At 49.4% G+C, this 24,746-nt stretch carries 26 protein-coding genes, 1 riboswitch and 1 other annotated feature; of the genes, 3 read left to right on the forward strand and 23 right to left on the reverse strand.

What is annotated here, in order from left to right:
* Positions 1-92: 92 nt before the first annotated feature.
* Positions 93-1,004, forward strand: a complete 912-nt coding sequence (locus WDY75_RS20340) for a polysaccharide deacetylase family protein (RefSeq protein WP_063479125.1) — start codon at positions 93-95, stop codon at positions 1,002-1,004.
* A gap of 53 nt (positions 1,005-1,057) precedes the next feature.
* On the opposite strand, the gene WDY75_RS20345 is transcribed toward WDY75_RS20340, so the two are convergent.
* From WDY75_RS20345 to WDY75_RS20355, 3 genes are read right to left on the reverse strand one after another with little or no spacing between them, the layout of a single operon-like run.
* Positions 1,058-1,876 carry a metallophosphoesterase gene (locus tag WDY75_RS20345; protein ID WP_036636819.1) on the reverse strand — a complete coding sequence of 273 codons (819 nt, stop codon included), beginning with the start codon at positions 1,874-1,876 and terminating at the stop codon, positions 1,058-1,060.
* Positions 1,873-2,283: a hypothetical protein gene (locus WDY75_RS20350; RefSeq protein ID WP_006209440.1), complete on the reverse strand. Its 411-nt coding sequence runs from the start codon at positions 2,281-2,283 to the stop codon at positions 1,873-1,875. The genes WDY75_RS20345 and WDY75_RS20350 overlap by 4 nt, the downstream gene beginning before the upstream one ends.
* A complete protein-coding gene (locus WDY75_RS20355; RefSeq protein ID WP_006209439.1) occupies positions 2,270-2,869 on the reverse strand; it encodes a CPBP family intramembrane glutamic endopeptidase in 600 nt (199 codons plus the stop codon). Before WDY75_RS20355 ends, WDY75_RS20350 begins: the two co-directional genes overlap by 14 nt.
* Before the next feature lie 216 nt (positions 2,870-3,085).
* Positions 3,086-3,316: a binding site (T-box leader), on the forward strand.
* Positions 3,317-3,512: 196 nt separating this feature from the next.
* Between WDY75_RS20355 and serA the strand changes: the two genes are divergently transcribed.
* A complete protein-coding gene (gene serA / locus WDY75_RS20360; RefSeq protein ID WP_006209438.1) occupies positions 3,513-5,105 on the forward strand; it encodes a phosphoglycerate dehydrogenase in 1,593 nt (530 codons plus the stop codon).
* 120 nt (positions 5,106-5,225) lie between these two features.
* Here the strand turns inward: serA and WDY75_RS20365 are convergent, their stop codons facing one another.
* The 18 genes from WDY75_RS20365 to ribD all read right to left on the reverse strand — a co-directional run bounded on the left by WDY75_RS20365 (position 5,226) and on the right by ribD (position 21,474).
* Positions 5,226-6,659: an ATP-binding protein gene (locus WDY75_RS20365; protein ID WP_036636815.1), complete on the reverse strand. Its 1,434-nt coding sequence runs from the start codon at positions 6,657-6,659 to the stop codon at positions 5,226-5,228.
* Between the two features lies 1 nt (position 6,660).
* A complete protein-coding gene (locus tag WDY75_RS20370) occupies positions 6,661-7,377 on the reverse strand; it encodes a response regulator transcription factor (RefSeq protein ID WP_006209436.1) in 717 nt (238 codons plus the stop codon).
* Positions 7,378-7,477: 100 nt separating this feature from the next.
* Positions 7,478-8,731 carry a cytochrome c biogenesis protein CcsA gene (gene ccsA, locus WDY75_RS20375; RefSeq protein WP_006209435.1) on the reverse strand — a complete coding sequence of 418 codons (1,254 nt, stop codon included), beginning with the start codon at positions 8,729-8,731 and terminating at the stop codon, positions 7,478-7,480.
* Positions 8,718-10,421 carry a cytochrome c biogenesis protein ResB gene (locus WDY75_RS20380; RefSeq protein ID WP_063479124.1) on the reverse strand — a complete coding sequence of 568 codons (1,704 nt, stop codon included), beginning with the start codon at positions 10,419-10,421 and terminating at the stop codon, positions 8,718-8,720. Before WDY75_RS20380 ends, ccsA begins: the two co-directional genes overlap by 14 nt.
* On the reverse strand, positions 10,418-10,945 hold the full coding sequence (locus tag WDY75_RS20385) for a redoxin domain-containing protein (protein WP_036636810.1): 528 nt from the start codon (positions 10,943-10,945) through the stop codon (positions 10,418-10,420). Before WDY75_RS20385 ends, WDY75_RS20380 begins: the two co-directional genes overlap by 4 nt.
* 125 nt (positions 10,946-11,070) lie before the next feature.
* On the reverse strand, positions 11,071-11,826 hold the full coding sequence (locus WDY75_RS20390; protein WP_006209431.1) for a pseudouridine synthase: 756 nt from the start codon (positions 11,824-11,826) through the stop codon (positions 11,071-11,073).
* 21 nt (positions 11,827-11,847) lie between these two features.
* Positions 11,848-12,186, reverse strand: a complete 339-nt coding sequence (locus tag WDY75_RS20395) for an N-acetylmuramoyl-L-alanine amidase (RefSeq protein WP_063479123.1) — start codon at positions 12,184-12,186, stop codon at positions 11,848-11,850.
* A gap of 146 nt (positions 12,187-12,332) precedes the next feature.
* A complete protein-coding gene (locus tag WDY75_RS20400; protein ID WP_006209429.1) occupies positions 12,333-12,866 on the reverse strand; it encodes a spore maturation protein in 534 nt (177 codons plus the stop codon).
* A gap of 6 nt (positions 12,867-12,872) precedes the next feature.
* The gene (locus WDY75_RS20405; protein WP_006209428.1) at positions 12,873-13,505 is read right to left on the reverse strand and encodes a nucleoside recognition domain-containing protein; all 633 of its coding nucleotides are present in this window, start codon (positions 13,503-13,505) and stop codon (positions 12,873-12,875) included.
* 60 nt (positions 13,506-13,565) lie between these two features.
* Positions 13,566-14,753, reverse strand: a complete 1,188-nt coding sequence (locus tag WDY75_RS20410; protein WP_036636808.1) for a D-alanyl-D-alanine carboxypeptidase family protein — start codon at positions 14,751-14,753, stop codon at positions 13,566-13,568.
* A 198-nt stretch (positions 14,754-14,951) separates the two neighbouring features.
* Positions 14,952-15,395 (reverse strand): GerW family sporulation protein, encoded by a 444-nt coding sequence (gene ytfJ / locus WDY75_RS20415; RefSeq protein WP_063479122.1) that lies wholly within the window; start codon positions 15,393-15,395, stop codon positions 14,952-14,954.
* Positions 15,368-16,048 (reverse strand): DUF2953 domain-containing protein, encoded by a 681-nt coding sequence (locus WDY75_RS20420; RefSeq protein ID WP_006209425.1) that lies wholly within the window; start codon positions 16,046-16,048, stop codon positions 15,368-15,370. The genes ytfJ and WDY75_RS20420 overlap by 28 nt, the downstream gene beginning before the upstream one ends.
* A 191-nt stretch (positions 16,049-16,239) precedes the next feature.
* Complete coding sequence (gene scpB, locus WDY75_RS20425; protein ID WP_006209424.1) at positions 16,240-16,845, reverse strand: SMC-Scp complex subunit ScpB; 606 nt, start codon at positions 16,843-16,845, stop codon at positions 16,240-16,242.
* Positions 16,814-17,605, reverse strand: coding sequence for a segregation and condensation protein A (locus tag WDY75_RS20430; RefSeq protein WP_006209423.1), 792 nt, complete (start codon positions 17,603-17,605; stop codon positions 16,814-16,816). Before WDY75_RS20430 ends, scpB begins: the two co-directional genes overlap by 32 nt.
* Before the next feature lie 65 nt (positions 17,606-17,670).
* Positions 17,671-18,138 (reverse strand): 6,7-dimethyl-8-ribityllumazine synthase, encoded by a 468-nt coding sequence (gene ribE / locus WDY75_RS20435; protein ID WP_063479121.1) that lies wholly within the window; start codon positions 18,136-18,138, stop codon positions 17,671-17,673.
* Positions 18,139-18,393: 255 nt separating this feature from the next.
* Positions 18,394-19,632, reverse strand: coding sequence for a bifunctional 3,4-dihydroxy-2-butanone-4-phosphate synthase/GTP cyclohydrolase II (locus WDY75_RS20440; protein WP_006209421.1), 1,239 nt, complete (start codon positions 19,630-19,632; stop codon positions 18,394-18,396).
* A 45-nt stretch (positions 19,633-19,677) separates the two neighbouring features.
* Positions 19,678-20,346: a riboflavin synthase gene (ribE, locus tag WDY75_RS20445; protein ID WP_063479120.1), complete on the reverse strand. Its 669-nt coding sequence runs from the start codon at positions 20,344-20,346 to the stop codon at positions 19,678-19,680.
* A gap of 27 nt (positions 20,347-20,373) precedes the next feature.
* Entirely contained in the window at positions 20,374-21,474 is a 1,101-nt protein-coding gene (ribD, locus tag WDY75_RS20450) for a bifunctional diaminohydroxyphosphoribosylaminopyrimidine deaminase/5-amino-6-(5-phosphoribosylamino)uracil reductase RibD (protein ID WP_063479119.1), read from the reverse strand.
* A gap of 385 nt (positions 21,475-21,859) precedes the next feature.
* A riboswitch (FMN riboswitch) is annotated at positions 21,860-22,042 on the reverse strand.
* A 225-nt stretch (positions 22,043-22,267) separates the two neighbouring features.
* Between ribD and WDY75_RS20455 the strand changes: the two genes are divergently transcribed.
* The gene (locus tag WDY75_RS20455) at positions 22,268-22,663 is read left to right on the forward strand and encodes a thioesterase family protein (protein WP_040680533.1); all 396 of its coding nucleotides are present in this window, start codon (positions 22,268-22,270) and stop codon (positions 22,661-22,663) included.
* An 83-nt stretch (positions 22,664-22,746) separates the two neighbouring features.
* On the opposite strand, the gene WDY75_RS20460 is transcribed toward WDY75_RS20455, so the two are convergent.
* Together WDY75_RS20460 and lysA are read right to left on the reverse strand one after the other, a co-directional pair.
* Complete coding sequence (locus tag WDY75_RS20460) at positions 22,747-23,178, reverse strand: peptidylprolyl isomerase (protein WP_006209417.1); 432 nt, start codon at positions 23,176-23,178, stop codon at positions 22,747-22,749.
* A gap of 219 nt (positions 23,179-23,397) precedes the next feature.
* Positions 23,398-24,729: a diaminopimelate decarboxylase gene (lysA, locus tag WDY75_RS20465; protein WP_006209416.1), complete on the reverse strand. Its 1,332-nt coding sequence runs from the start codon at positions 24,727-24,729 to the stop codon at positions 23,398-23,400.
* Positions 24,730-24,746 lie beyond the last annotated feature (17 nt).

A 24,746-nucleotide genomic window follows, 5' to 3' on the forward strand; every position in this document is an offset into this window, starting at 1 on the left:
AATGATACCTCCTTCTATGTTAAACTCGAGATTATTGTTCTCGCACCGCCAGGAACTCATGCTACATAAATACAGGAAAGTGAGATGGAATCATGGTTAGAACACGAACAGTCCTTCTGCTGGCCTGCTGTCTTATGCTCAGTGCGTGCGGCAACAACGGCGCTGCTCAGAAGCAAGACGCGGCTGCGGAAGGCGGTAATGTGCCGACAACACAGCAAAATGAAACCGGGCAGGTTCCCCCTCCAAGCGGGAGTACCGACGCTGTAAACGAAACGGACAAGCCTGATCCGGAATTGAGTGCGAATGGATCTCAAGAACCGCCGACGGATGAACCGGATAAAAAGCCGGATGCAGTGGCTTCCGCCAAACCGCAATATCACATGAATAAAGTGTACCGGATTGTACCGAATGACGATTCTGTGCCAGACAAGGTGGTGCTGCTCACGTTTGACGACGGCCCCAAGGATGAGGACATGATTAACCAATTAATTGACACTCTCGACAAACATGAAGCCAAGGCCATCTTCTTCGTTAACGGATATCGAGTGAAAGAAAATCCCGAATTGCTGAAACTTATCCACGACCGCGGTCAAGTGATTGGGAATCATTCCTGGGATCATATCGATCTGAAAAAAGAGAGCAAACAGAACGTAGAGGAACAAATTGGGAATGTACAGAAAATCGTAAAGGAAACGATTGGTACGGAACCGAAATTCTTCCGACCTCCTTTCGGCTCTGGCGGGGATACCGTCAAGGACATTGCCAAGGATCATGATTTGTTATTCATGACTTGGTCCAACGGCTCGCTGGATTGGGAAAGCAAAAACAAAAACAAACCCGATGCTGTGGTTAACAATGTACTGGAGCAGCTTCATCCCGGCAGCAACATCTTGATGCATGAGCTTCCCTGGACCGTCGAAGCACTTGACAGTCTGCTCACCAAGCTCGAGTCTAAAGGTTATGGATTTGTGGATCCTGGATTGATCGAACCGAAAATAAGATAACCCTCAATACAAAAAAGCCTTAATTCCGCCGTCATCACTTTGACGAGTTGGAATTAAGGTTTTTTGCGCAATGTAATGACATGATATTCCGCCGGACACTTCAAGCGCAGCGGGATGTGCGAGGTGCCAAATCCGCGGCTGATCAACATTCGGGAAGTGTGAAGGCTGTCGCCAACTTTTCTCGGCAGTGAATACCAACCTGATTTAAACTTCTTATAGAAGCGCTCCAGCCGTACGGCACCGGCAAAAGGAAGCACGATCTGTCCCCCATGCGTATGTCCTGCCAGCAGGAGATCACCGTTCGTTTCCTCCCTGTCCTTCACCCAGATCGGATCATGGACAAGGATGATGTGGTATGAATCTTCTTTTGGATTGCCGCGAAATTGCGTATACGGATGCTTTTTGCTTGCTGGCTGCCGAATTCCGCTCAGCGTTATACTCTCTTCATTCTTCTTCAGTGTAATTGTCTTATCACTCAACAAGGCAACCCCTGTCTCGCGCAGAACCTGACGAACCGCATCCTTGCCTGCATATAGATCATGATTACCCAGGACCGCATATACGGGGGCTATACGGAGCAGGACCGACATGTTATGCCTCATCCGCTGAAAGGATACCCCTTTTTCCGTAATATCTCCTCCAAGAAAAACGCAATCCACTGGCAAGAGATTGGAGGTCAGCTTCTGTTCTGACAAAACTCTGCGATGTATATCGGTTATGAACAATATTCGATACCCGTCAAAAGACTGAGGAATACGGTCGGATACAACTTCCTCTTCACGTACGCGATATCCTCCGGCTTCGGACCTCATCCAGCCGATTGTGCCTGCACCAACAGCCGCAGCACCGGCTAACCACATCAACACACTCATAATAACTCCTTTAATAATTCGCTTAATGGAGGCGCGCCGATCAGTCCCCACCACAACAGTCCTACCATTAATAATATGAATATGACAATCAATGAGTTCACAAACCATTTGCTCATTCTGACACGATAGGAGGAATACGTATTCGTTCGTTTAGGCGCCGATACCTCTTCCCCGGATTGACCTGAGCGTGACCTTGTCGATCTGGACCGGCTCAGTCCTTCAGTCGGACTGTCGTCCTGAAGTTTCTGCTCCACCGGTTCTTTATGTACCGATGATTTAGAGCGATTTAATGTATCTTCTGCACGTTGTGACTTTGATGCAGTTCCTTGTTCCGAAGCAGCGGGTGTCTTGTTCTTCCGGCCTTTATTACGGCTCCGATGTCGTTCCATTCTGCTAAGCTCGTTCATTTTCCTCTTTCCTCCGAAATCGAATCAGCATCCCTGAGATGAAATCAATCAGAAAATGGCACAGTATAGGCGCCCACAGAGTACCTGTATGAATATAGACGTACCCCAGGCCATAACTGCTCAAGAAAACCCATCCTGTAGGAAGCCAATGCTTTAGATATCTGACATGTATAAGCGCGAACAAAATGCTGGTCCAGTAGGGTCCAAATGCATGCTGTACCGCTCCACGAAACAGAAGTTCCTCACATACAGATACGATCAGGGCAATCACCAAAATATGCCATACCGGCCTGTTCCGAAACAACATTTCATTGATTCCGCCGTCATCCATACTATCTTCAGATACAAAACGGGACAATACAAAATCCACGATCAGCATAGCTGCAGCAAGACCAAGACCCCAATATACAAACTCGACTTCTTTCGGAATGACAAACAGCTCAAACGGATTCCTCTTTTGAAACAAGATCCAGATCAAACCCACAATGAGGGTTAAGGCTTGGGTAAGATACAGATTGATAAGCAGCAGTCGGTCATTCAGTTGATGGGCTTCGATTCTTTTTACGCGTATTTTAAATTTTTTCATAGAAGATGGGCCTGTCTTTCATCTTGATATTTTAGGATAATCTTCGTGTACAACCTCAGTGATATAAGATTGATTCCATCATAGGCGGGCATAAGCATCATAGCAAATTACCGGCATGGTATTCAAGGCTATCCCCTGTTTCTTCGCTCTAAGGACGGAATAAACACCTATTGACACAATGTTAGAGCCATGATACATTATGAAAAAATTAATCTGTGAAAACCGATGATGGAAAAAAGAAGCTGCAACGTCCTCAGAGAGCCGATGGTTGGTGGAAATCGGTGGCGGTAAAGTATTCTTGAGCGTTCCTGAGATATTTCGCTGAACATTGAAGTAGGCGTAAATCGGATGATATCCGTTACCAATCATGGTCTGAACAGACCGCTTGAGGCTGCAGCAAGACAGCAGCGAATAAGGGTGGCACCACGAATAACTCTCGTCCCTTACTACGGAAGTAGTATGCGGATTGAGAGTTTTTTATGTTCCTGATTCTTTGTCACGACACCGCGTCAAACCTGTATAGAATTCTTCTGGCTTTACTAGGCAATCTTTGAACGTGTATAACGGAATGCGCGCCAAGCGTAATCCTTATTCAATATTGCAGTACCGCATTTATAGAGGATTTTAAGGAGGAAGAGAAACCATGTTTAAAGTATTGGTATCGGATCCGATCAGTGATTTGGGGATTCAGCAGTTGATGGATGCTGCCGATGTGCAGGTAGACAAAAAAACCGGGCTCAGTGAAGATGAGCTCACTGCCATTATCGGTGAATACGACGGACTCCTCGTACGGAGTCAGACACGTGTAACAGAACGCATTATGAATGCAGGAACAAACCTCAAGGTGGTTGGCCGGGCTGGTGTCGGTGTTGACAATATTGACCTGGAAGCCGCTACGAAGCGCGGTATCGTTGTCATTAACGCTCCGGATGGCAATACGATTACAACGGCCGAGCATACCTTTGCTATGATGATTGCCCTTGCCCGCCATATCCCGCAAGCCTATGCAAAAACTATAGGCGGATCCTGGGATCGCAAATCCTTCCTCGGCGTCGAGCTGCGCAATAAAACGCTTGGCGTTATGGGAATGGGACGAATCGGCAGCGAGGTTGCCAAACGCGCCAAGGCATTCGGCATGAACATACTTGCCTTTGATCCGTTCTTAACGGAGGAGCGTGCAGACAAACTCGGCGTGAGTCTCTCCTCGGTGGATAACATTATCCGCAATGCGGATTTCATTACGGTCCATACTCCGCTTACTCCTGAGACCCGCCACATGATCGCAAGACCGCAGTTTGAAGTGATGAAACGCGGCATGCGTATCGTGAACTGTGCACGCGGCGGTATTATCGACGAGCGCGCACTGGTCGAAGCCATTGATGAAGGCATTGTAGCTGGAGCTGCTTTTGACGTATTCGAGCATGAACCGCCGGAAAGCGACCATCCGTTCCTGACCCATCCAAAGGTGATCGTGACTCCGCATTTGGGTGCATCTACGATTGAGGCTCAAGAGAACGTAGCCATCGATGTATCGGAGCAGGTGCTGCATATTTTGCGCAATGAGCCGTTTAAGAATGCCGTCAACTTCCCGCTTGTAGCAGCAAGCGTCATGAACAAACTCCAGCCATACTTCTCCCTCGGTGAGAAACTCGGCAGTGTGGCCGCGCAAATTACCGCGCACGCTGTGAAGGAGATTCATGTCGACTATGCGGGCGAGCTGGCTGAAGTGGATACCCAAGCGTTGACACGCTACATCGTAAAAGGCGTGCTTGAGCGTCATCTCGGAAACGAAGTGAACATTGTAAACTCCATGCACCTGGCCAAAAGCCGTGATCTGCATGTCGTTGTATCTCAAACACCAAAAACGAAAGACTTTACCAATCTGGTTACCGTTACGCTTAAAACCCAAAACGGTCTGGAGCGGATTGTAGCCGGTACACTCCTTCTCGGTTATGGGGAACGGATTGTCCGCCTTGACAAATTCCCGGTCGATATCTCGCCGGAAGGTCATCTGATTCTGATCTCTCATAACGATAAACCGGGCATTATCGGTCGTGTCGGGACGCTGCTTGGCGAGAACGATGTCAACATCGCCTCCATGCAGGTGGGCCGTAAAGTCATCGGCGGCGAGGCTATCATGCTTCTGACCGTAGATAAGGACGTGCCTAAAGATGTTCTGATCAAACTCACAGGGCTGGCAGAACTGAACACCGCGCAACAAATTGCACTGGGCTAAACAACTGATTCAGATAAACGCGGGTTAGTCGATGTTCCACGTAGAACAAGATTACCCCCTTTATTTCAACAAAAAAACACGCTCCATGTGAGCGTGTTTTTTCTTTTGTGCGGGCATTCCCTATGATTCTACCGCTTTTGTGGGAATGATCATCGTAAATATGGTGCCTTTGCCAACCTCACTCGTTGCGTTAATCGTTCCGTGATGCGCAGTCACGATGTTTTTCACAATGGCGAGACCAATACCGGTACCCACCGTTTCACCTCTTACACGCGCTTTGTCCGCCTTATAGAACCGTTCGAAAACAAAGGGCAGATCTTCGGGTGGAATGCCGACACCCTGGTCGCAGATTTTCACCTGAAGTGCTTCATCGTCCAAAAGGGTGATCCGGTCTGCGGTGATCTGGATTTGCTTGCCTGAAGGGGTGTGACGGAAAGCATTATCCAGCAGATTCGTAAGCACCTGCTCCAGCTTATCTTCGTCTGCTGCTTCAAGCATCAGATTCGGATGAAGTTTATTCAACTGAAGATCAATTTCCCGCTCCTTGGCACGCACGGCGAATTTCCGGTATACCCGCTCGCACAATTCACCGGCATCCATTTTCCTCAGTGACAACTCCGCGTGTCCCGCTTCCATGCGTGTCAAATCAAGCAGATCCTTCACCAAGCGCCCCATCCGTAGAGATTCCTCATGGATGACCTGGATAAGCTCCCTGCTCTCTTCCGGCGAAGCCGCCATGCCGTCAAGCAATGCTTCGCTGTAACCCTGCATCATCGACAGCGGTGTCCGGATTTCATGTGACACATTCGCAATGAAATCCGTACGCATCTTCTCCAGGGTCACCTGCTCGGTAATATCCCTGAGCACGACAACAGCGCCCCGGATCATATCGTCCGCGTACAGCGGGGCCATATGGGCCGACCATATCCCCTGCTTGACATGCAGGTCTGCACTCTGGTCCCTGCCTTCGTTCACGGTGCTGTAATAGAGCTCGCTCAGCGGCTTCGGCATTACATCAGCGGCCCAGCCGCCCCCTTGCAGCTCATCATCCCACTGCAGTCCCTTCCAGGTCTTCATGATTTCCTGTCCGGGCGGGTTCACCAGTATTACTTGACCATGATGGTCAAAGGTAATGACCGCGTCACTCATACTTCTCAGCACGCTGGACAGATGCTCCTTCTCATGGTTCAAATTACGAATATTTGTCTCCAGTTCGGCTGCCATATGGTTAAACGTATTGGCCAATTCACCGATCTCATCACTGGTTACCAGATTCAATCGTGTTCCGTATTTCCCTTTCCGAATATCATTGGCAGCCTCAATCAATTGCTGCATGGGCTGCGTGATCTTGGTTAACAGAAACAGTCCAAAAAAGGTGGTCATCGAGAATCCGATGATCGCCACATAAGTAAATAAACGTTTGATGGCATCCGAATTCGCAAACGTGGTGTCGATATACGGCAGCAAAAATAATCCGAGCGTCAGCAGTACGCACGCAACCAAACAGGTTATCGTAATCCACAGCTTGCCGACGAGTGATCTCCAGAAACTCACGTTACTTCGGTACCTCCAGCTTGTAGCCCACTCCCCACACGGTTGTAATCATCGCTGCGGAATCGGAGGATACCTTATTCAACTTCTCGCGCAATCGCTTCACATGGGTATCCACTGTGCGAAGATCACCGAAAAACTCATAATTCCATACATCCTTAAGCAGTTCTTCACGAGAAAACACTTTATCTGGCGAGGATGCCAAATAGTGAAGAAGTTCGTATTCTTTCGGCGTCAGGCTGATTTCGTGTCCTCCTGCCGTCACGCGGTGAGCGTCGTGCTCTATGACGAGATGCGGGAATACGATGCTGTTGCTTGGATTCGTTTCCTTGCTCAGGTAGGCAGTCGCTGAAGACCGGCGTAAAATAGCTTTTACACGATAGATAACCTCGCGCGGACTGAACGGCTTCACGACATAATCGTCGGCCCCCACTTCAAAGCCCTGTACGCGATTGATCTCCTCGCCCTTGGCAGTCAGCATCAGGATCGGCGTAGACTTCACCTGACGAAGACGCGTGCACACCTCGACGCCATCCATGCCGGGCAGCATGACATCCAGAATAACAAGTCCATAATCTTCTGAGCTGGCTTTGCGAAGCGCGGTCTCCCCATCCTCCGCCTCTTCGATTTCATAACCTTCCTTCTCCAGATACATCTTCAACAATCGACGAATCCGTTCTTCATCATCTACAACAAGGATACGATTTCCGTGCTCTGACATTGGCAGCAGCTCCTTCATGTTTATAGGGAAAATCAGAAGTGGCCCTCTTGAATAGGAAAGGGCCCTTCTGATTGTTAATTCATTGCTATTAAGTTAACCATTAATCGGTTCCGGCATAAGAGTGCAGGCCCGCAATAATCAAGTTAACGCCCACCAGCGTGAACATGACAACGATAAAGCCAATAACGGACAGCCAAGAGGAATGTTTGCCCTGCCAGCCCCGTGACAGCCGCAGATGGAGATATACGCTGTAGAAGAGCCAGGTGATAAGCGCCCATACTTCCTTTGGATCCCAGCCCCAGAATCGGCCCCAGGCAATTTCCGCCCAGATCATGGCGAATATGAGTCCGCCGAGCGTAAATACCGGGAAACCAATCGCAATGGCGCGATAACTGATCTCATCCAGATCATCCGGATCCAGTCTGCCGAGCGCAGGCTGGATGAACTTCGCCAGCGGCTTGCGCAGAATGAGACGCAGCAGACCGTACAGGATCAAACCGCTGAGCAGCGACCATATTACTGTATTCAGCTTACGTCCTGCATTCACCCCGTGCATCCATGACGGAGCTTCCATGAGCGGAGATTTCATGCCCAGGAAGGATTGCATACTCTCCGTCTCACTCTTATATGGTGCAACAAGTGGAGGCATGTTATATTCCACTTTTACTATTGTACTATTTTCTGTCTTCGGGTCAACCAATGTCTGATTAAACTCGGCCTGATATCCGCCCGCACGGAAGCTGTATACCGACAAAATAAATCCGATCAGTACCACGATGGCAAACATGCAGAGCTCAAGCCAGCGCTGTTCCCTGCGCGAGCCCTTGTCAGTTCCGCTAAAGTTAACGGTACGAAGCAGGTGCATCAATCCGGCTATAAAACCGACGGCAAAAAACGCATCACCCAGCGCCGCCAATGTCACGTGAATCCCCAGCCAGTAGGATTGAAGCGAAGGAATGAGCGGCTGTACCTGCTGCGGAAATACGGCTGCATAAGCCATGATCAGTATAGCCAGCGGCAATGCAAACAATCCGAGCAGCGATTTTTTGTAGATAAAATAAAGGACTAGGAAAGCAATCATGATGGCCATCGACAAGAAGGACATAAACTCATACATGTTGCTGACAGGCACATGCCCCGAGCCTGCCCATCTTGTAAAGAAGTACAGCAAGTGGCCGATTAAACCGATCGTTGCTGTAACAAATGCAATCTTGCCCCACTTAGCCAAATGAGCTTCCGGATCCCGTTTACGGAACCGGCGTCCCATAACGGCAAGTGCATACATGATGAATGCCGCGCAGTATAAGGTAAAGGCTACAATAAAGGCGTCGCCGCTAAACTCAATTAGATTCATCCTTACTCCCCCTGTTATTCTCCAATGACTTTTCATCGACTTCGATATTCATTTGCTTGAGGATCGCGGAGATTTCCTTGCGAAGCCCAAACCAGTTTTTGTTCGTATGTGCGCCGAGAGTCAGTGTTTCGTTATCAATACGCAGCCAGATCCGGCGATGGGTGAAATAAAAGCCCATAATCAATCCAATCATGCCGATAAAACAACCCACCCATATGAATGGCATCGCTTTATCCACACGAATATTCAAATACGTCGTAGATTCCGAAAAGTCCACATCATCCATGCTGAGCACGTCCAGCGATACGAGCGACTCCCCACCCGCCAGCTGTGCATTGATTGCTTCCTGATTGAACCGTTCCTTATCGAGCTGCTTGGGAAAGTAGAAGTATTGAATGCCTTCCTTCGGCAGATCAGGCCCCTTAATCAGAAATAAGAATGCAGGCGCATTCGGGTTGGGTGACAGGTTGACCGGATTACCGTTATCGCCAAGTCCAAAATCAGTAAAGGATTGTGTAAGCGTTAACGTATATTCCCCTGCCTGATACTCCCTCTGGGGATCATTGATCGATAATGTAATCTTGCCAAATTCTTTACCGCTCTTACTATCAATCAGCACCGGCGAAACCGTACGAAGAATCGGGGTCAGGTCATAATCGAATTGGTAAGCTTTAAACCCTTTGTAATTGAGCGGATGATTAACCTCAATGTTATGGCGTGTCAATTCCACGAGCTGAGGCTCTTTATCCAGTCCATCGCAATTGGCCTCACACATATACAGAACAGCCTGGGTTTGGAATTCTTTTGGCAGCACTTTGTTCTTGCCTTTGAATTCTTCAGGCATATCCTCTTCCGTGTAGAATTCAACCTTAAATCCATTATTCAACAAATAATAACTGGTGTTCTTGATGTGCACAGGTTCCCCCTCGGGAAATGCCATGTGCTCGTCCATGTGCAGTCCGGGCAAATTCCGTCCGAGAACTGCAAGTAGGAATATAATGAGACCGATATGAAGCACATAAGGACCCCAGCGGCTGAACCGCTGCTTCTCTGCCAGAAGCGTCCCGCCGTCCGTGCGAACCCGGTAGCCCTTCTTCTTGATCATCGGCTTCACCCGTTCGACCCACTCTGCTCCATCCTCCCCGACCTGCCCTTGATAGACAACTTTCTGACGGGTAAGAAATGACATATGCTTCGGGATACGCTGTCTGCTGAGTGCCTTGTAGAGCGGCAGCACGCGATCAAGACTGCAGATGACAAGCGATGCGCCGATCATGACGAGCAGCAGCACGAACCACCATGATGTGTATGTATGTGACAGCCCGAGCAAGTAGTATATATGCCCCAGCTGCCCGTACTCCTCTTTGTAATAAACCGAGGGGTCAATATTGAGGAATGTGCTCTCTTGCGGAAAAATGGTCCCCAAAGAGGAGCCAATCAGGGTCAGCAAGATCAAATAAATGGCTACCTTTACCGAAGAAAAGAAATTCCATACCCGATCAATAATACCGGGATTTGCTTTTTGTGATCGACGGGCCACCCCGTCATAACGCATTTCCAGAACCGGCTGGGCCTCTGCTTCTTCGGTCAACGGCTTGCCGCATGCCTCGCAAAGGACCGTCCCCGTTGGATTCTGGTGTCCGCAATCACACTTTGTGTTTTGGATCAAAGGCTTGGAACCTTGACTCATTTCGCATTCACCAACTGTTCAATTTGTTTGTCAAGGGTGTTCAAATCCAGTTCGCCTATACGAATATGGTCTATCTTGCCGGAGGCGGAAACAAAGAAGGTTGTTGGCATGGGTCCGACGCCAAAGCTGGCAACGGCATCCCGCTTAGGGTCCATCAAGATGGGGAACTGAACTCCCGTCTGAGCCACAAAATTCTCAACGGTCATCTTGTTCTCTCCCACATTTATGCCAATGATCTCAACGCCCTGACTGCTCCATTTCTCCCACTGAGCTTGAAGAGCCGGCATTTCCCGCACGCATGGCGGACAGTAGGTGCCCCAGAAATTAATAACCCTGGCTTTACCTTCATATTCACTCATGGTATGTACTTTGCCATCCATGCCTAGAAGTTCAAAATCCGCTGCCTTCTGTCCCACTTTGGGAACCTCGTCAGAGCCGAATACAACCGTTGCAACGGCGTACACTCCGACCAGGATGATGGCAAGCAGAATAACAATCTGTACGCTTTTCTTCGATTTGCCCATAAAGCAGCAGCTTCCTTTCTATGACATTCATCATATCGTATACTACGGGTGTGAACATCCTATGAACAATTATAACGAAATTTGTCATAAACGCCGCTCGCCATTTTGAATATTATGTGTCGGGTTTAACGTTTTTTCTTCGGATTCCCGCCTGGCTTCGCGGCTTTGGCCATCTGCATGAGCTGGTTGATTTCATCCGCTGTTAGATGGCGGTACAAGCCACGTTTTAAATTTTGCAGGAGCAGATCCCCGTAAGAGATCCGTTTCAAGCGCAATACCGGATGGGAAATGGCCTCAAACATCCTTCTCACCTGACGGTTACGGCCTTCGTGAATGGTGATGGATATAACGGATTGCTTATTATCAGGATCAACATCCTTGTATTCCACTTCGGCTGGCGATGTCATGCCGTCCTCCAGCATAATCCCCTGGCGCAGCTTGTCCAGCTCAGTGCCATGAGGCACCCCTTTCACAGTAGCCAAATAGGTTTTTGGCACATGATATTTGGGGTGGCTGAGCAGATTGGCAAATTCGCCGTCATTGGTCAGCAGCAGAAGTCCTTCTGTATCGTAATCCAATCGTCCAATCGGATAGACGCGCTCTTTTATGCCCTTCAGATAATCCGATACAATTTTTCGACCTTCGGGATCAGAAGCACTCGTAATGACTCCCTTCGGTTTATTCAGCATGACATATACCTTTTTCTCATGCTTGATCGGTTTGCCAGAAACCGTGATCATATCCTGGGCTGGATCGGCCTTCGTGCCGAGTTCGGTAACGGTCTCTCCGTTCACCTGCACCTTGCCTTCAAGAATCAATTCCTCGCACTTGCGGCGGGAAGCGACTCCGGCCTGTGCCATAATTTTCTGTAATCTCTCCATGTTCGTTAGGTCACCTCATCCCTAATGATAACCATCGACAGGATAAATCACAAGCGCGTTCCATGGAAAATGTGCTCCAGGGCAGGAGTCGGAGTGTGGAAATAAGTATAGCGGAGAAATATCATGAAGCCTGGATAGCTCCAAAATGATTTTGCTGGCGGTAAAAAGCTGGGTTTTCTGATCCAAATTCATGGACTCGTAACCGAGATTGAAGTCTCCTTCCAGGCAGATGTGTATGTGATCCCGCCGCATCAGCACAGACGAGGAAGAAACCGACCCATCCGGGTGGATCTTGAAATCCCAATTCGGCGGCTCCTGCTCGCATACGGTATGATGAATAACAAAACCCTCGAATTCCACTTGCGCCACCCCCACTACAATTCGTAATTGCAGCAGTATATGACACCGTGAAACCAAGGGTATAGGCATACGTCCTGTTACATCGAAAAACGTCCCGTCTTGTTGCATACCTTATCATACCATCGCACACTCCATAGGATATAGGGCTAACCAAAAACCAGCAAACAAACGGCGATTGCGGCAATAAACCCAACCAAATCGGAGAACAGCCCCACCTTCAGCGCATAACGTCCGTTGCGAATACCAACTGCGCCAAAATAAACGGTCAGCACATACAAGGTTGTATCCGTGCTCCCCTGTATAGTCGAAGCGATCCGGCCAATCATGGAATCCGGGCCGTATGCCCTGATCAGTTCCGTGGTGTAGGCAAGTGAACCGGTGCCTGTCAGGGGACGGAGTATGCCTAGCGGCAGTATCTCGCTTGGCACTCCCAATGAATGGAGAAAAGGGCCCGTCCAGCCCACAAAAAACTCCAGCGCGCCGGAAGATCGGAAAACACTGATTGCCACCATCATGCCGACCAAATGCGGAATGATCCCAATCGCCGTGGAGAAACCGTCTTTGGCTCCATCCACAAACGATTCATATACGGGAACTTTGCGTGTATAAGCGTACAGAGGAATGAAGGCGATAATGACGGGAATGGACCATGCGGATACGAGGTTAATCCAAGACAGCAAAGTTCATCACCCCTTTACGTCCGGGCCCAGGCTTGTACCGATTCCCGGCGCCTTCTGGCGACGAATCGTGCGTCTGCGGTACCACCTGTCAGCCATAATTGCTGCCGCAGTAGCAACGGCTGTAGCCAATAACGTGGTGCCTACAATCTCTGAAGGATTGGCCGATTCATAATTCAGCCTGATCGCGATCAGCGTGGTGGGTATGAGCGTAATGCTTGCTGTATTTAATGCAAGCAGCGTACACATTGCTGGAGAAGCCGTCTCCTTGTCCGGATTCAGCTTCTGAAGCTCTTGCATCGCTTTAATTCCCATCGGAGTTGCCGCATTGCCCAGACCGAACAAATTAGCGCTCATATTTGACAGTATATAACCCATCGCGGGATGATTCTTGGGCACATCCGGGAACAGAAAGCGAACAACTGGCCCGAGCAGCTTGGCAACCTTTTTCAGCAGGCCCGAATCTTCTGCCAGCCGCATCATGCCAAGCCAGAACACCAGTATGCTGATCAGACCGAAGGAGACTGTCACCCCTGTTTGAGCTCCGTCAAATGCGGCTTTTGTGACGCTGTCAATGTTCCCGTTAATAGCCGCAAAACCAAACCCGACCAGTATCATCCCCATCCAAATCAAATTAATCATCTCTTCGCCCCCAGTTCGATGCCTCGCTGCATGAGAGTGTAAACAACTCTTCAGCGAAGACTAGTTATGATTGGCCCTGAACAGATGCCTGATCACTTCTCCGGCCGACTGCCATAATGACAACGAACCCAGCGGTCCGGATGTGCTTCTGGACTTCTGCATGACGTCCGGGGTTTCAGGAAGCCTGCTTCCTTCTTCGTAAACAGGAACTTTACCTATGCTGACGTTATCCAGCAGCAGTTCAATATGGCCGCGAAGTCCGAACGAAACATCCGGCGCAGTCGCTTTATGCAGAACGAGTCTCTTCACCAGGCGACTCTCCTCATCATGCGCAAACGCATAGGTGAAGGAACTTCCCGTGACAAGGGTGTATCCCTGGATTTTCTGCCCTTTTTCGGTAACCTTCTTTAGAGGAAAATGGGCAAATCCGTAATCCAGCATGTTGGAATGATCGTTCCAGTCATTACCATCGTTCAGCGTTACGGCTGCAATCTGCTGGCCATTCCGGGTGGCGGAGCTCACCAGGCAGCGGAATGCTTTTTTGGTGTAGCCAGTTTTAACACCGTCGGCCCCTTCATAGAAACGAAGCATTTTGTTCTTATTGTCCCACTTGTAGTCCCATGACTCGTTTGGATTAGGCGCTTTTTTGGTTGGTGTTTTGACAATTTCACTAAAAACAGGGTTCTTGAGTGCGTAAGCCGTCAGTTTGGCCATATCATTAGCCGAAGAGTAATGCTCGTCATGATCCAGTCCATGCGGGTTCATGAAATGCGAGTTCGTCATGCCAAGCTGGGCTGCCTTTTCGTTCATCAGCATCACAAAGCCTTCCTCTGTACCGCCGACATGCTCGGCAATGGCTGTAGCGGCATCGTTACCCGAACGAAGCATGAGGCCGAACAGTAAATTCTCAAGGGTCATCTCCTCGCCCAGCTTCAAAAAGATAGAGGAGCCTTCCTTGGCAAAAGCATTTTTGGAGATCTTGACACGGTCGTCCAGCTTGCCATGTTCAATCGCCACAATGGCTGTCATAATCTTTGTCAGGCTGGCGATTCTTAAGCGCTCATCACCGTTCTTGCTGTAAAGCATCCTCCCGGAAGTCACATCGATCAGCGCTGCGGCCTGAGCATGGTTCGCTGGCCCTTTCTCATGATCTGCATACACCACGGGCGCAATCGTAACCAGCAAGCAGCATACAGCGATTAACATGGATAACAAGGACTTGCCTTTTTTCCATTTCATTTTCATCATCTTATCCTCCGGTGTTCAGAAATCTTGTACAAGTATATGTCGCCTTCGCTTAAGGTATGTCCAATTCATCAGAGAAACGTCTATCGACGGATTTATACAGTTGCCATGGGGCTTTATTTAGAGGAGGTTTTCCTGCACGCATCATCTTAACGGCAAAAATCCCTTCCGTTAGGAACGGAAGGGATATGCTTGCTCCAATCAGTACGCAGGCGGTGGTGTTGTGCCAGTGCTGTTGCCTGTTTGAAACATCGACTGAATTTGCTCAAGCAAATACGGGGTCGAATCAATGATCCGTTCGAACAGATGGGTCTGGTTATCCAGCGGCACGATGTGCACGCCTTCGTTTCCTACGACTAGAAAAGCAATCGGTCTGATGGATACGCCACCGCCGCTGCCTCCGCCAAAAGGATGGGAAATATGGTCGCTATGCGTCCCGTCTGTGGAATGATGGTGTGTGCCACCGGCTTCAACATTGTAGTCGCTGCCGCCAGCTGCAAAACCAAAGGCCACTTTACTGATGGGCAAGATTACGCTGCCGTCAGGTGTATTAACGGGGTCGCCAACGATCGTATTTACGTCCACCATTCCCTTGATGTTCTCCATTGCCGTTTGCATCAAGCCTTGAATAGGGTGTTCTGCCATGATCTAACTCCTCCTTTCACCTTTAACACGCGAACTATAAGTACCAGTCCAGCATACATAGCTTTTCCGCAGGAGATTTTCGCTATACAGTATAGTTCAGTGGAAATTTGCGGCGGGCCATTAAATATCGGTACCACATCGATTTGAGGCATGTCCTTCATGTTTAAACGGTGGGACATCCATCCAAGAAGCGTATGCTTCACCCCATGCAGCATCCCGGTTGCAACGGCCGTATCTGCCGCATGTTCCAAGGCAATCCGCGTCGACCATCGGACATCCATGAGATGAACCGCCGCCATCGTCTGCTTAACCCATTTTTTAAGACCTTTCGTCGATAATAATGCCCGCACATAATCCCTGTATCGAATGGTTCTGCTTGAAGAAATCTTCTCCTTGTTAGAACCTAACGGGATCCCCTGTTCTCCGGGAACGGTCTCCTTCTTATATTCAATGCCACCGTTGGCCAGATGAAAGGGGACTTCATATTTGCGCGTAATCAAACCGAAAATCATCTTAAGTTCCGCTAACGCTTTATATTCATCTTTTCTTAGAACCACATCCAGCTTAATCGTTATCTTGGAACTCAGCACAACGATCAGCAATACGATGAGGAGGACAACCAGACCGACCGCCAGAAAAATCCAAACCCTCACAAAGTAACCCCCAAAACGAACTTAGTAAAATGTAATCCGCTTGGCTTAGTATGGCAAAATCTCCTCAAAATGATGCGAAAACTATCCCAGGTTCCCGATTTCATGTACTTTCAATCAAAAAAAATCCCGGACGGTGAATTCACCACGCCCAGGATCAGCTCTTACTTAAGGCTTATAATATTGAATAATGGCTAGCTTTCCTCCACATCATCAAATGTAAGCTGACGACCATCAAGCTTATCAAACAGCAGCTGCGTTTCCTCTTCCAGATTATCGGTATCCTCAAACTGCGACGGCTCCGGCAAATCCTTGATATTGGCAAGTCCGAAATATTCGAGGAACGATTTGGTTGTACCATACAGAATGGGTCTGCCAATCGCCTCCGCTCGCCCGACTTCCTCGATCAAACCTTTACTGACAAGGGTGTGAATTGCCCGCTCGGACTTAACGCCGCGAATATCTTCAATCTCTACGCGCGTAATCGGCTGCCGATAGGCAACGATGGAGAGTGTTTCCAGCGCTGCTTGAGACAGTGAAGACCGTGAAGGCGAATAGGCCAGGCGTTCAAAATACGGCGCATGCTCAGACAATGTAGCCATTTTGTAGCTTCCCGCGATTTGAACAATCTGAATTCCGCGCTCCTGACGCTCCCACTCCTCCTTCATATCCTCAAGCGCTTCGCCAACCAGGCCATCCGACTGCTCGGTGATCTCAGCAATTTGCCTTACCGACAAGCCCTCTTCCCCCGATAGGAACAGAAGCCCCTCAATAATCGATTTCAGCTTCGGATAATCCATCAACACGTTCTTCCCCTCTCCACTCCATGACAATATCTTCAAACAACTTCTCTTGATAGCACAATATCTGTTTCATTTTCATCAATTCCAAAATGGCCAGGAAAGTCACTACGATTTCATGCCGTTCCATCTCTTCGTGAAGCAGCTTGGAGAACAGCACACGTCCTCCCGGTCCCACTTGCTCCAGGGCATCCATGACTTGACGAATCCGATCCTTTACCGATATTTCATCCCGCTGAATACGGGCATACGATGTACGTTTGACTGCTTTGTTTAACGCTTTTTGAAAAGCACTGATCAAATCTGAAATGTGCAGCCCCAGCACCGGGTTCTCTTCCACCTCAGGCATAAAAGGAGTGAGGTCTTCCGCTTCCTTGGAGTAGATCAGACTCCGCTCCCATTCCTTCTCATGAAGATGGCGGGCAATGCCTTTGTATTTGCGATATTCAATCAGCTTCTGAATAAGCTCCGCTCTCGGATCCATGTCGTCCTCATCATAAAAATCGAACTCGTCCATTTCGATAACCGGGGGCTTCGGAAGCAGCAACTTGCTCTTTATAGACAGCAGCGTTGCAGCCATTACCAGAAATTCGCTTGTAATTTCGAGCTCCAGCTCCTGCATATTGTGCAAATAGGCCATGTATTGTTCGGTAATCTCGCTGACGGGGATATCCTGGATGTCGATTTCCGCTTTATCAATCAAATGCAGTAGCAGATCGAGCGGTCCTTCAAACGTTTCCAGCTTGTATAATACGGTCACGGTGAATCCTCCCGCCAAAAAATAAAATGCAGTGCTCTGAAAAAGAGCACTACATTAAATAAGCACTATTTTAGGCTTTTCGTCAAGTTTGCCATTTCGATGGCCGCCATGGCTGAATCCCAGCCTTTGTTACCGGCTTTCGTTCCCGCACGCTCCACGGCTTGTTCGATATTCTCTGTCGTTACCACACCGAAAATGGTAGGTACGCCGGTCTTCAGGTTAATGGCCGATACGCCCTTAGCCACTTCGTTGCACACATAATCATAATGGGTAGTGGAGCCGCGGATGACGGTTCCCAGGGTGATAATGGCATCATATTTGCCGCTTTCTGCCATCTTCTGGGCAATGAGCGGGATTTCAAACGCTCCCGGCACCCAGGCCACATCAACTTCATTCTCCTGGGCTCCGTGACGCTTCAATGCGTCGAGTGCGCCGCTCAGCAGCTTGCTGGTAATAAATTCATTAAAACGACCCACGACAATACCGTATTTCAGACCTTCGGATATTAATTTACCTTCAAATATTGTTGCCATAATGGGATGACTTCCTTTCGGATTGGAGTTTATATAAGGTCTCACTGGTGTTTACAATTGCTCCTTGAAGCCCGCTGCGCTGACGGCTGCTGCTTCCGATCGCTGTTAACTCCTGATTTCAGGATTTATTTTCCAAGGTGGAAATCAGGAGTTAAAGGCGACCGCTAACGCTTCTCCAGCAGCATTCCGTCCTCTTCGCTCGGTCTGTCTAAGAAGCAACCAAAAAACCAGATTGACCTTTTATTTTGTTGGGGATTAGTTGGTGCTCTCGTTCTGCTCGATATCATCGAATTTCAGCATATGACCGAGCTTCGCTTGCTTCGTATGAAGATAGCCGGTGTTATCCTCGTTCTCCGGCATCTGGATCGGCACGCGTTCCACGACCTCCAAGCCATAGCCCTCCAAGCCTTTGATTTTGCGCGGATTGTTTGTCAGCAGGCGGATCTGCCTTACGCCCAGATCCTTCAGAATCTGAGCCCCGATGCCGTAATCCCGCAAATCGGCGGCAAAGCCAAGCTTTAGGTTCGCGTCAACCGTGTCCAGACCTTCTTCCTGCAGCTTATAAGCTTTCAGCTTATTGATCAGGCCAATGCCGCGCCCTTCTTGACGCATGTAGAGAAGAACGCCTCTTCCCGCCTCATCAATTTGACGGAGTGCCGCCTCGAATTGAGGACCGCAGTCACAGCGATGGGAGTGAAATACATCACCTGTCAGGCACTCGGAATGCACACGCACCAGGACAGGCTCGCTGCCGTCAATCTCCCCTTTCACCAAGGCAATATGCTCTTTATTGTCCACATCGTTGGTATAGGCAACAGCCTGGAACACGCCGAAATCGGTAGGCATCCGTACAGATACCTCTCGCTGGACAAGCTTTTCCTTCTCATTGCGGTAATGAATCAGATCCTTGATGCTGATCAGCTTCAAGTCATGTTTCTTGGCAATCTCCACCAGATCCGGAAGTCGTGCCATTGTACCGTCCTCCTTGATCACCTCACAGATGACCCCGGCAGGATAGGACCCGCTTAATCTGGCAAGATCTACAGCAGCCTCTGTATGGCCGGCCCGGCGAAGGACTCCGCCGTCTTTGGCTATAAGGGGAAACATATGCCCCGGTCTGCGAAAATCAGCCGCGGTTGCGCTTGAATCCATAATGCCCCGAACAGTCACGGACCGTTCATAAGCGGAGATGCCTGTCGTGGTATGCTTATGATCAATAGAAACCGTAAAGGCCGTTCCATGATAGTCCGTGTTCTGGGTAACCATCGGTTTAAGATCAAGCTCCTGTGCCCGGGACTGCGTCATCGGCAGACATACCAGCCCCCGGCCTTCCGTAATCATGAAATTAATGACTTCCGGAGTTGCCTTGTCGGCAAGTGCGATGAAGTCCCCTTCATTCTCACGGTCTTCATCGTCTACTACAATGACAACCTTGCCTTCCTTCAAATCTGATAACGCCTCTTCGATGGTATGAAATGAAAAGCGCTCTTCCATTGCTACTCCTCCTTCTTCTCATGGAGATACCTGTATGAATATCAGCTAGGCAAATCCATGCTCGGCAAGGTAATCCCTGCTGATTCCCGGGTTCGTCCCACGTCTGCTGCCCGCACCCTCCGAGCCGTAATGCAGCAAGTGGTCCACATATTTACCAAGAATGTCGCATTCGATATTAATCGTATCGCCCGCTTTTTTATAGGCCAGCACAGTCTCGGCCAGCGTGTGGGGGATGATGGAAACCGTAAAGGAGGAATCCGTTGTTTTCACAACGGTCAAGCTGATTCCATCCAGTGTAACCGAGCCTTTGGGGATGATGTATTTAAACACGTCATCTTGCGAAGGTGCAATCTCATAGACCACCGCATTCTGATCAGCCTGCACGCTGCGAATCACGCCGACTCCATCCACATGTCCCTGGACGATGTGGCCCCCGAATCTGCCTCCGGCCGCCATTGCCCGTTCAAGATTCACCTTTCCACCTGGTTGAAGCTCCTTAAGGTTGGTATTTCTATAGGTTTCCGGCATCACGTCAACCGTAAATATCCCTCGATCTATCGTCGTTGCAGTCAAGCATACGCCATTGACCGAAACGCTGTCACCCAGCTTCAAATCCTCCATGATCCGGCTGGCCGAAATGCTCAGCAGCATGGCTTCGCCTTTGCGGCCAATTCGCCTCATCTCACCTATTTCCTCAACCAATCCCGTAAACACAGGCTTCCCTCCTTCCTTCCCGATGTCTTACATCCAGACCGGAATGCCGGTGATGTAAATATTGTCGCCCAGTCTTTTACTTTCAAGCCCTGTCAGCACGATGGCTTGGTTCATTTGCTCATAACCGCTAAACATGAAATTCCCCGGAGCATCGTACCCTCCAATGATTTTTGGGGCAATAAACTGGATAAGCCGATCCACAAGCTTCTGTTCCAGCATGGCGCCGTTCAGTGTGCCGCCTCCTTCAAGCAGAATCGAGGAAATGCCCATCTGGCCGAGCTTCGCTATGGCCGCCTTCAGATCAACGCGCGGACCTTCCCCGCATGGGATCACTTGAACTCCCCGCTCCTCCAGCAATGTCCGCTTGCCTTCATCTGCCTGCTCCGTTGTCAAAATCCATGTGGGCGCCGTTCCGTCCGATACCACATGACTATCAAGCGGCATTCGCAGGCTGGAGTCCACAATGATCCTGACCGGATGCAGCCCTCCAACACTCAGTCTCGTTGTCAGGCTTGGATTGTCCGCAATGACCGTGGACACCCCGACCATAATGCCTTGATGACGATGACGAAGTGTGTGAACTAGCTCCCTGGATTCTTCGCTCGATATCCACTTGCTGTCACCGGTTTTCGATGCAATCTTGCCATCCAGCGTGCTTGCTGTCTTCAACGTGACGAACGGCTGACCCGTCGTAATGAATTTAATGAAGGCTTCGTTTAAGCGAAGCGCACGTTCTCTCAAGATCCCTGTCACGACCTCGATTCCGGCTGCCCGCAGCATCTGGATGCCTTTGCCCGCAACGAGCGGATTCGGGTCCTCACACGCCACGACCACCCGCTTGACCCCTTCGGCGATCAACCTTTCGCTGCAAGGAGGTGTCGATCCGTAGTGGCTGCAAGGCTCCAGCGTCACATACACCGTGCTGCCAGCCGCTTTGGTTCCGGCCATGTTCAAGGCATGAATCTCGGCGTGCGGGGTTCCACGCTCCAGATGGGTTCCCACTCCTGCAAGCGCACCATCCTTCACAATGACACAGCCGACAACCGGGTTGATACCGGTCTGTCCTTGAGCACGTTCGGCCAGGTCCAGTGCAAGTGACATATAGAATTCATCGTTGACGATATCCATGGTACACATGGGCCCCCTCTCACAACCTCCATAAAAAATAAAGTGATCGATGTACATTCCACATTGTTAGACTGCAGTTAGCAGTAATTGGTCTTTCGATATCATAAAAGCCCCTGTTTCAAAGGGGGCATACTCTCTGATATCTAAAAAAGCCCTGCTTCAGATTCAGAAGAATCCGGAACAGGGCTTGATGGAAGTTAAAGGATGACAAGGTAAATAACCGTCATGAACGCAGGTTTTGCCTACAACAAACAACTCAAAGCCATACACAGCGACAACAAATAATCGCCAAAGCCTGCTTTGATTCGCATGTGAAAACCTGCACATAACGCATGTCACGATCTGTGCATAGACACGACTGCACTTGCTGCCGCCAATGTGTCTTTCACTCCTTCTCCCATCCAGACTATACTGTCGGTCCCGGATTTGCACCAGGTCCACCGCATACGGTGTCATTCACACACGTATCCGGGTCACGGACTAAGATGCAGTCATTGGCTAACATTACGTTAAGCCCACTGCATTCATCACCGCCGGTAGGGAATTTCACCCTGCCCCGAAGGATTAAACTTATGAAGTTGTTTTATCTTATGATGAATCTTATCACCACCTTTTGAAAATTGCAAGGAAAAACCACTAACTTTTTTTAAGCACATAACTTTAATATTCATTTCCCATGACCTGCTGTTTTCTTCAATGATGCGCTGGGAGCAGGAGTATCCTGTCGTAAGAGAGAACATAATTGATGGATAAACATGAGGTATTGATCTCTGTTAAAAAGGAGCAAACAACGATGAAAACATCCCTGGACATCATCGTCCGACCTACGGAAATTGACGTCAATGGACATGTAAACAATGCTAAATACCTGGAGTATCTCGAATGGGGCCGAGAAGAATGGTACGAGGCTGGGGACCTCCGGTATGACGTGCTAAAACAACTCGGTGTCCAAACCGTAACCGTCAACATTAATATCAATTATCGCAAGGAGTGCAGTCAAGGCGATCGGTTGACCATCTCGACCGAGCCGAAATCTGTCGGACGGACGAGTTATGTCATGCTGCAGCAGATCCACAACAAGGAAGGTGAACTGTGTGCAGATGCAGAGGTAACCAGTGTAGCCATGGATCCCCATACTCGCAAAAGCAGATCAGTTCCGGAGGAGCTTCGCAGATTATTTCCTTCGTAATCCGCATCCCCGATTTTCTAATTACCATCATCATAAAAACAGGCACACCCTAAGGTGCGCCTGTCCAATCCGGAAGCTAACAATTACGCTTCGTATACTTCTACTTTTTCCATTTTGTCGCGGCCCTTGAATGCATCCACGTACTCCATGCCTTCCACAACTTTACCAAACACAGTATGCTGACCGTCCAGATGCGGCTGCGGCTCGTAGCATACATAGAACTGGCTGCCGCCTGTGTTACGGCCTGCATGCGCCATAGCCAAGCTTCCACGCTCATGTTTGTTAGGGTTAATCTCACAGTTGATGGTATAACCCGGACCGCCGGCACCTGTTCCTTGCGGACAGCCGCCTTGAGCGACAAAGCCAGGGATTACGCGATGAAATACAAGGCCGTTATAAAAACCGGAGTTAGCCAATTTCTCAAAGTTGGCTACCGTGTTCGGCGCCTCGTTCTCAAACAGATCAAGCAATACCTCTTTACCGTTTTCCAGTGTGATCTTCGCTTTTTTTGCCATATAGGTGTATCTCCTTCCGTTATTAGACCGCTTCAGTAGTTTTGTTACATAATGCATTTTATAGTTTACTATGAATTGAGCCTCGAAGCAAAATGAACTTGTCCTCGCGCACCCGCCATGTCGAGCTGAACAGGCACACCAAAGAGCCCTGACCGCAGCCCTGAGGCATTGGCGGGCCCTCTGATGGAATGGCTTTTCATATCTAACTGAGGTGATTATTTAGCTCGTTACGGTTTCTTTTGCCACATTCGCAGGCACGATGTCGTTACTGATGATGTCTGCAAGCGACTCGCGACGTACGACCAGATTGCTCTGGCCATCCTTCACAAATACGACTGCCGGCTTGCGGATGCGGTTGTAGTTGCTTGCCATAGAGTAGTTGTAGGCACCTGTACAGGATACAGCCAGCAAATCACCTGTCTCTACCTTCGGAAGATCCAGATCCCAGATGAGCATATCCCCGCTCTCACAGCATTTGCCAGCGATGGACACGGTTTCTTCAACCTTATCGTTAGCACGGTTGGCAAGCACTGCTTCATATTTCGATTCATACAACGCCGGACGAGGATTGTCCGTCATCCCGCCATCTACGGCAACATATTTGCGTACGCCTGGAATATCCTTGCTTGTGCCCACCGTGTACAGCGTGGTGCCTGCATCGCCAACGATGCTCCGGCCCGGCTCCACCCAAATTTCAGGAAGTTCGGAACCCAGACCAGCAAAGTGAGTTTTCACCGCATCCGTAATCGCTTTTACATACTGGGATACTTGAAGCGGAGTGTCTCCATCCACATAACGGATACCAAACCCGCCGCCAAGATTTACAACCTTGAACACAACGCCCAAGCCTTCTTTTACAGAAGAAGCAAACTCGGCAACACGCTGAACGGCCATCTGGAAGCCTTCCACCTCAAAAATCTGGGAGCCGATGTGGGAATGAATGCCCATCAAGTTAATGTTCCCTTGTGCTTCTGCAAGCTTTACCGCTTCATATGCGGAGCCGTTACCGATATCAAAACCAAACTTGGAGTCGGTTTGACCTGTGGAGATGTACTCATGCGTATGAGCCTCAACACCCGGTGTCACGCGAAGCAGAATGTTAACGGTGCGGTTCTTCTCGGCTGCAATGGCCTGCAGCATGTGCAGTTCAATCACGTTATCCACTACAAAACAGCCGATATGTGCATCAAGCGCCATTTCAATCTCTTCCGGCGTCTTATTGTTCCCGTGGAAATGAATCCGTTCCGCAGGAAATCCTGCTTGCAGCGCTGTGTACAGCTCGCCATCGGAAACCACGTCAAGCGACATGCCTTCCTCATCCGCCAAGCGGCACATAGCCATGACGCAAAACGCCTTGCTTGCATACGCGACTTGGAATTTCAACCCGGAAGCATTGAATGCCTCGATATATTCCCGACAGCGGTTGCGCACCGACTGCTCGTCTACAATATATAGTGGTGTTCCATATTGAGCTTTCAAATCGGATGTGTCGCACCCGCCGATTTCCAAATGCCCCTGATCGTTGATCTTACTTGTACCGTGTAAAAACATGCTTACAATTCCTCCGA

The organism is Paenibacillus glucanolyticus (assembly GCF_037333485.1).
GTDB lineage: Bacteria > Bacillota > Bacilli > Paenibacillales > Paenibacillaceae > Paenibacillus_AQ > Paenibacillus_AQ glucanolyticus.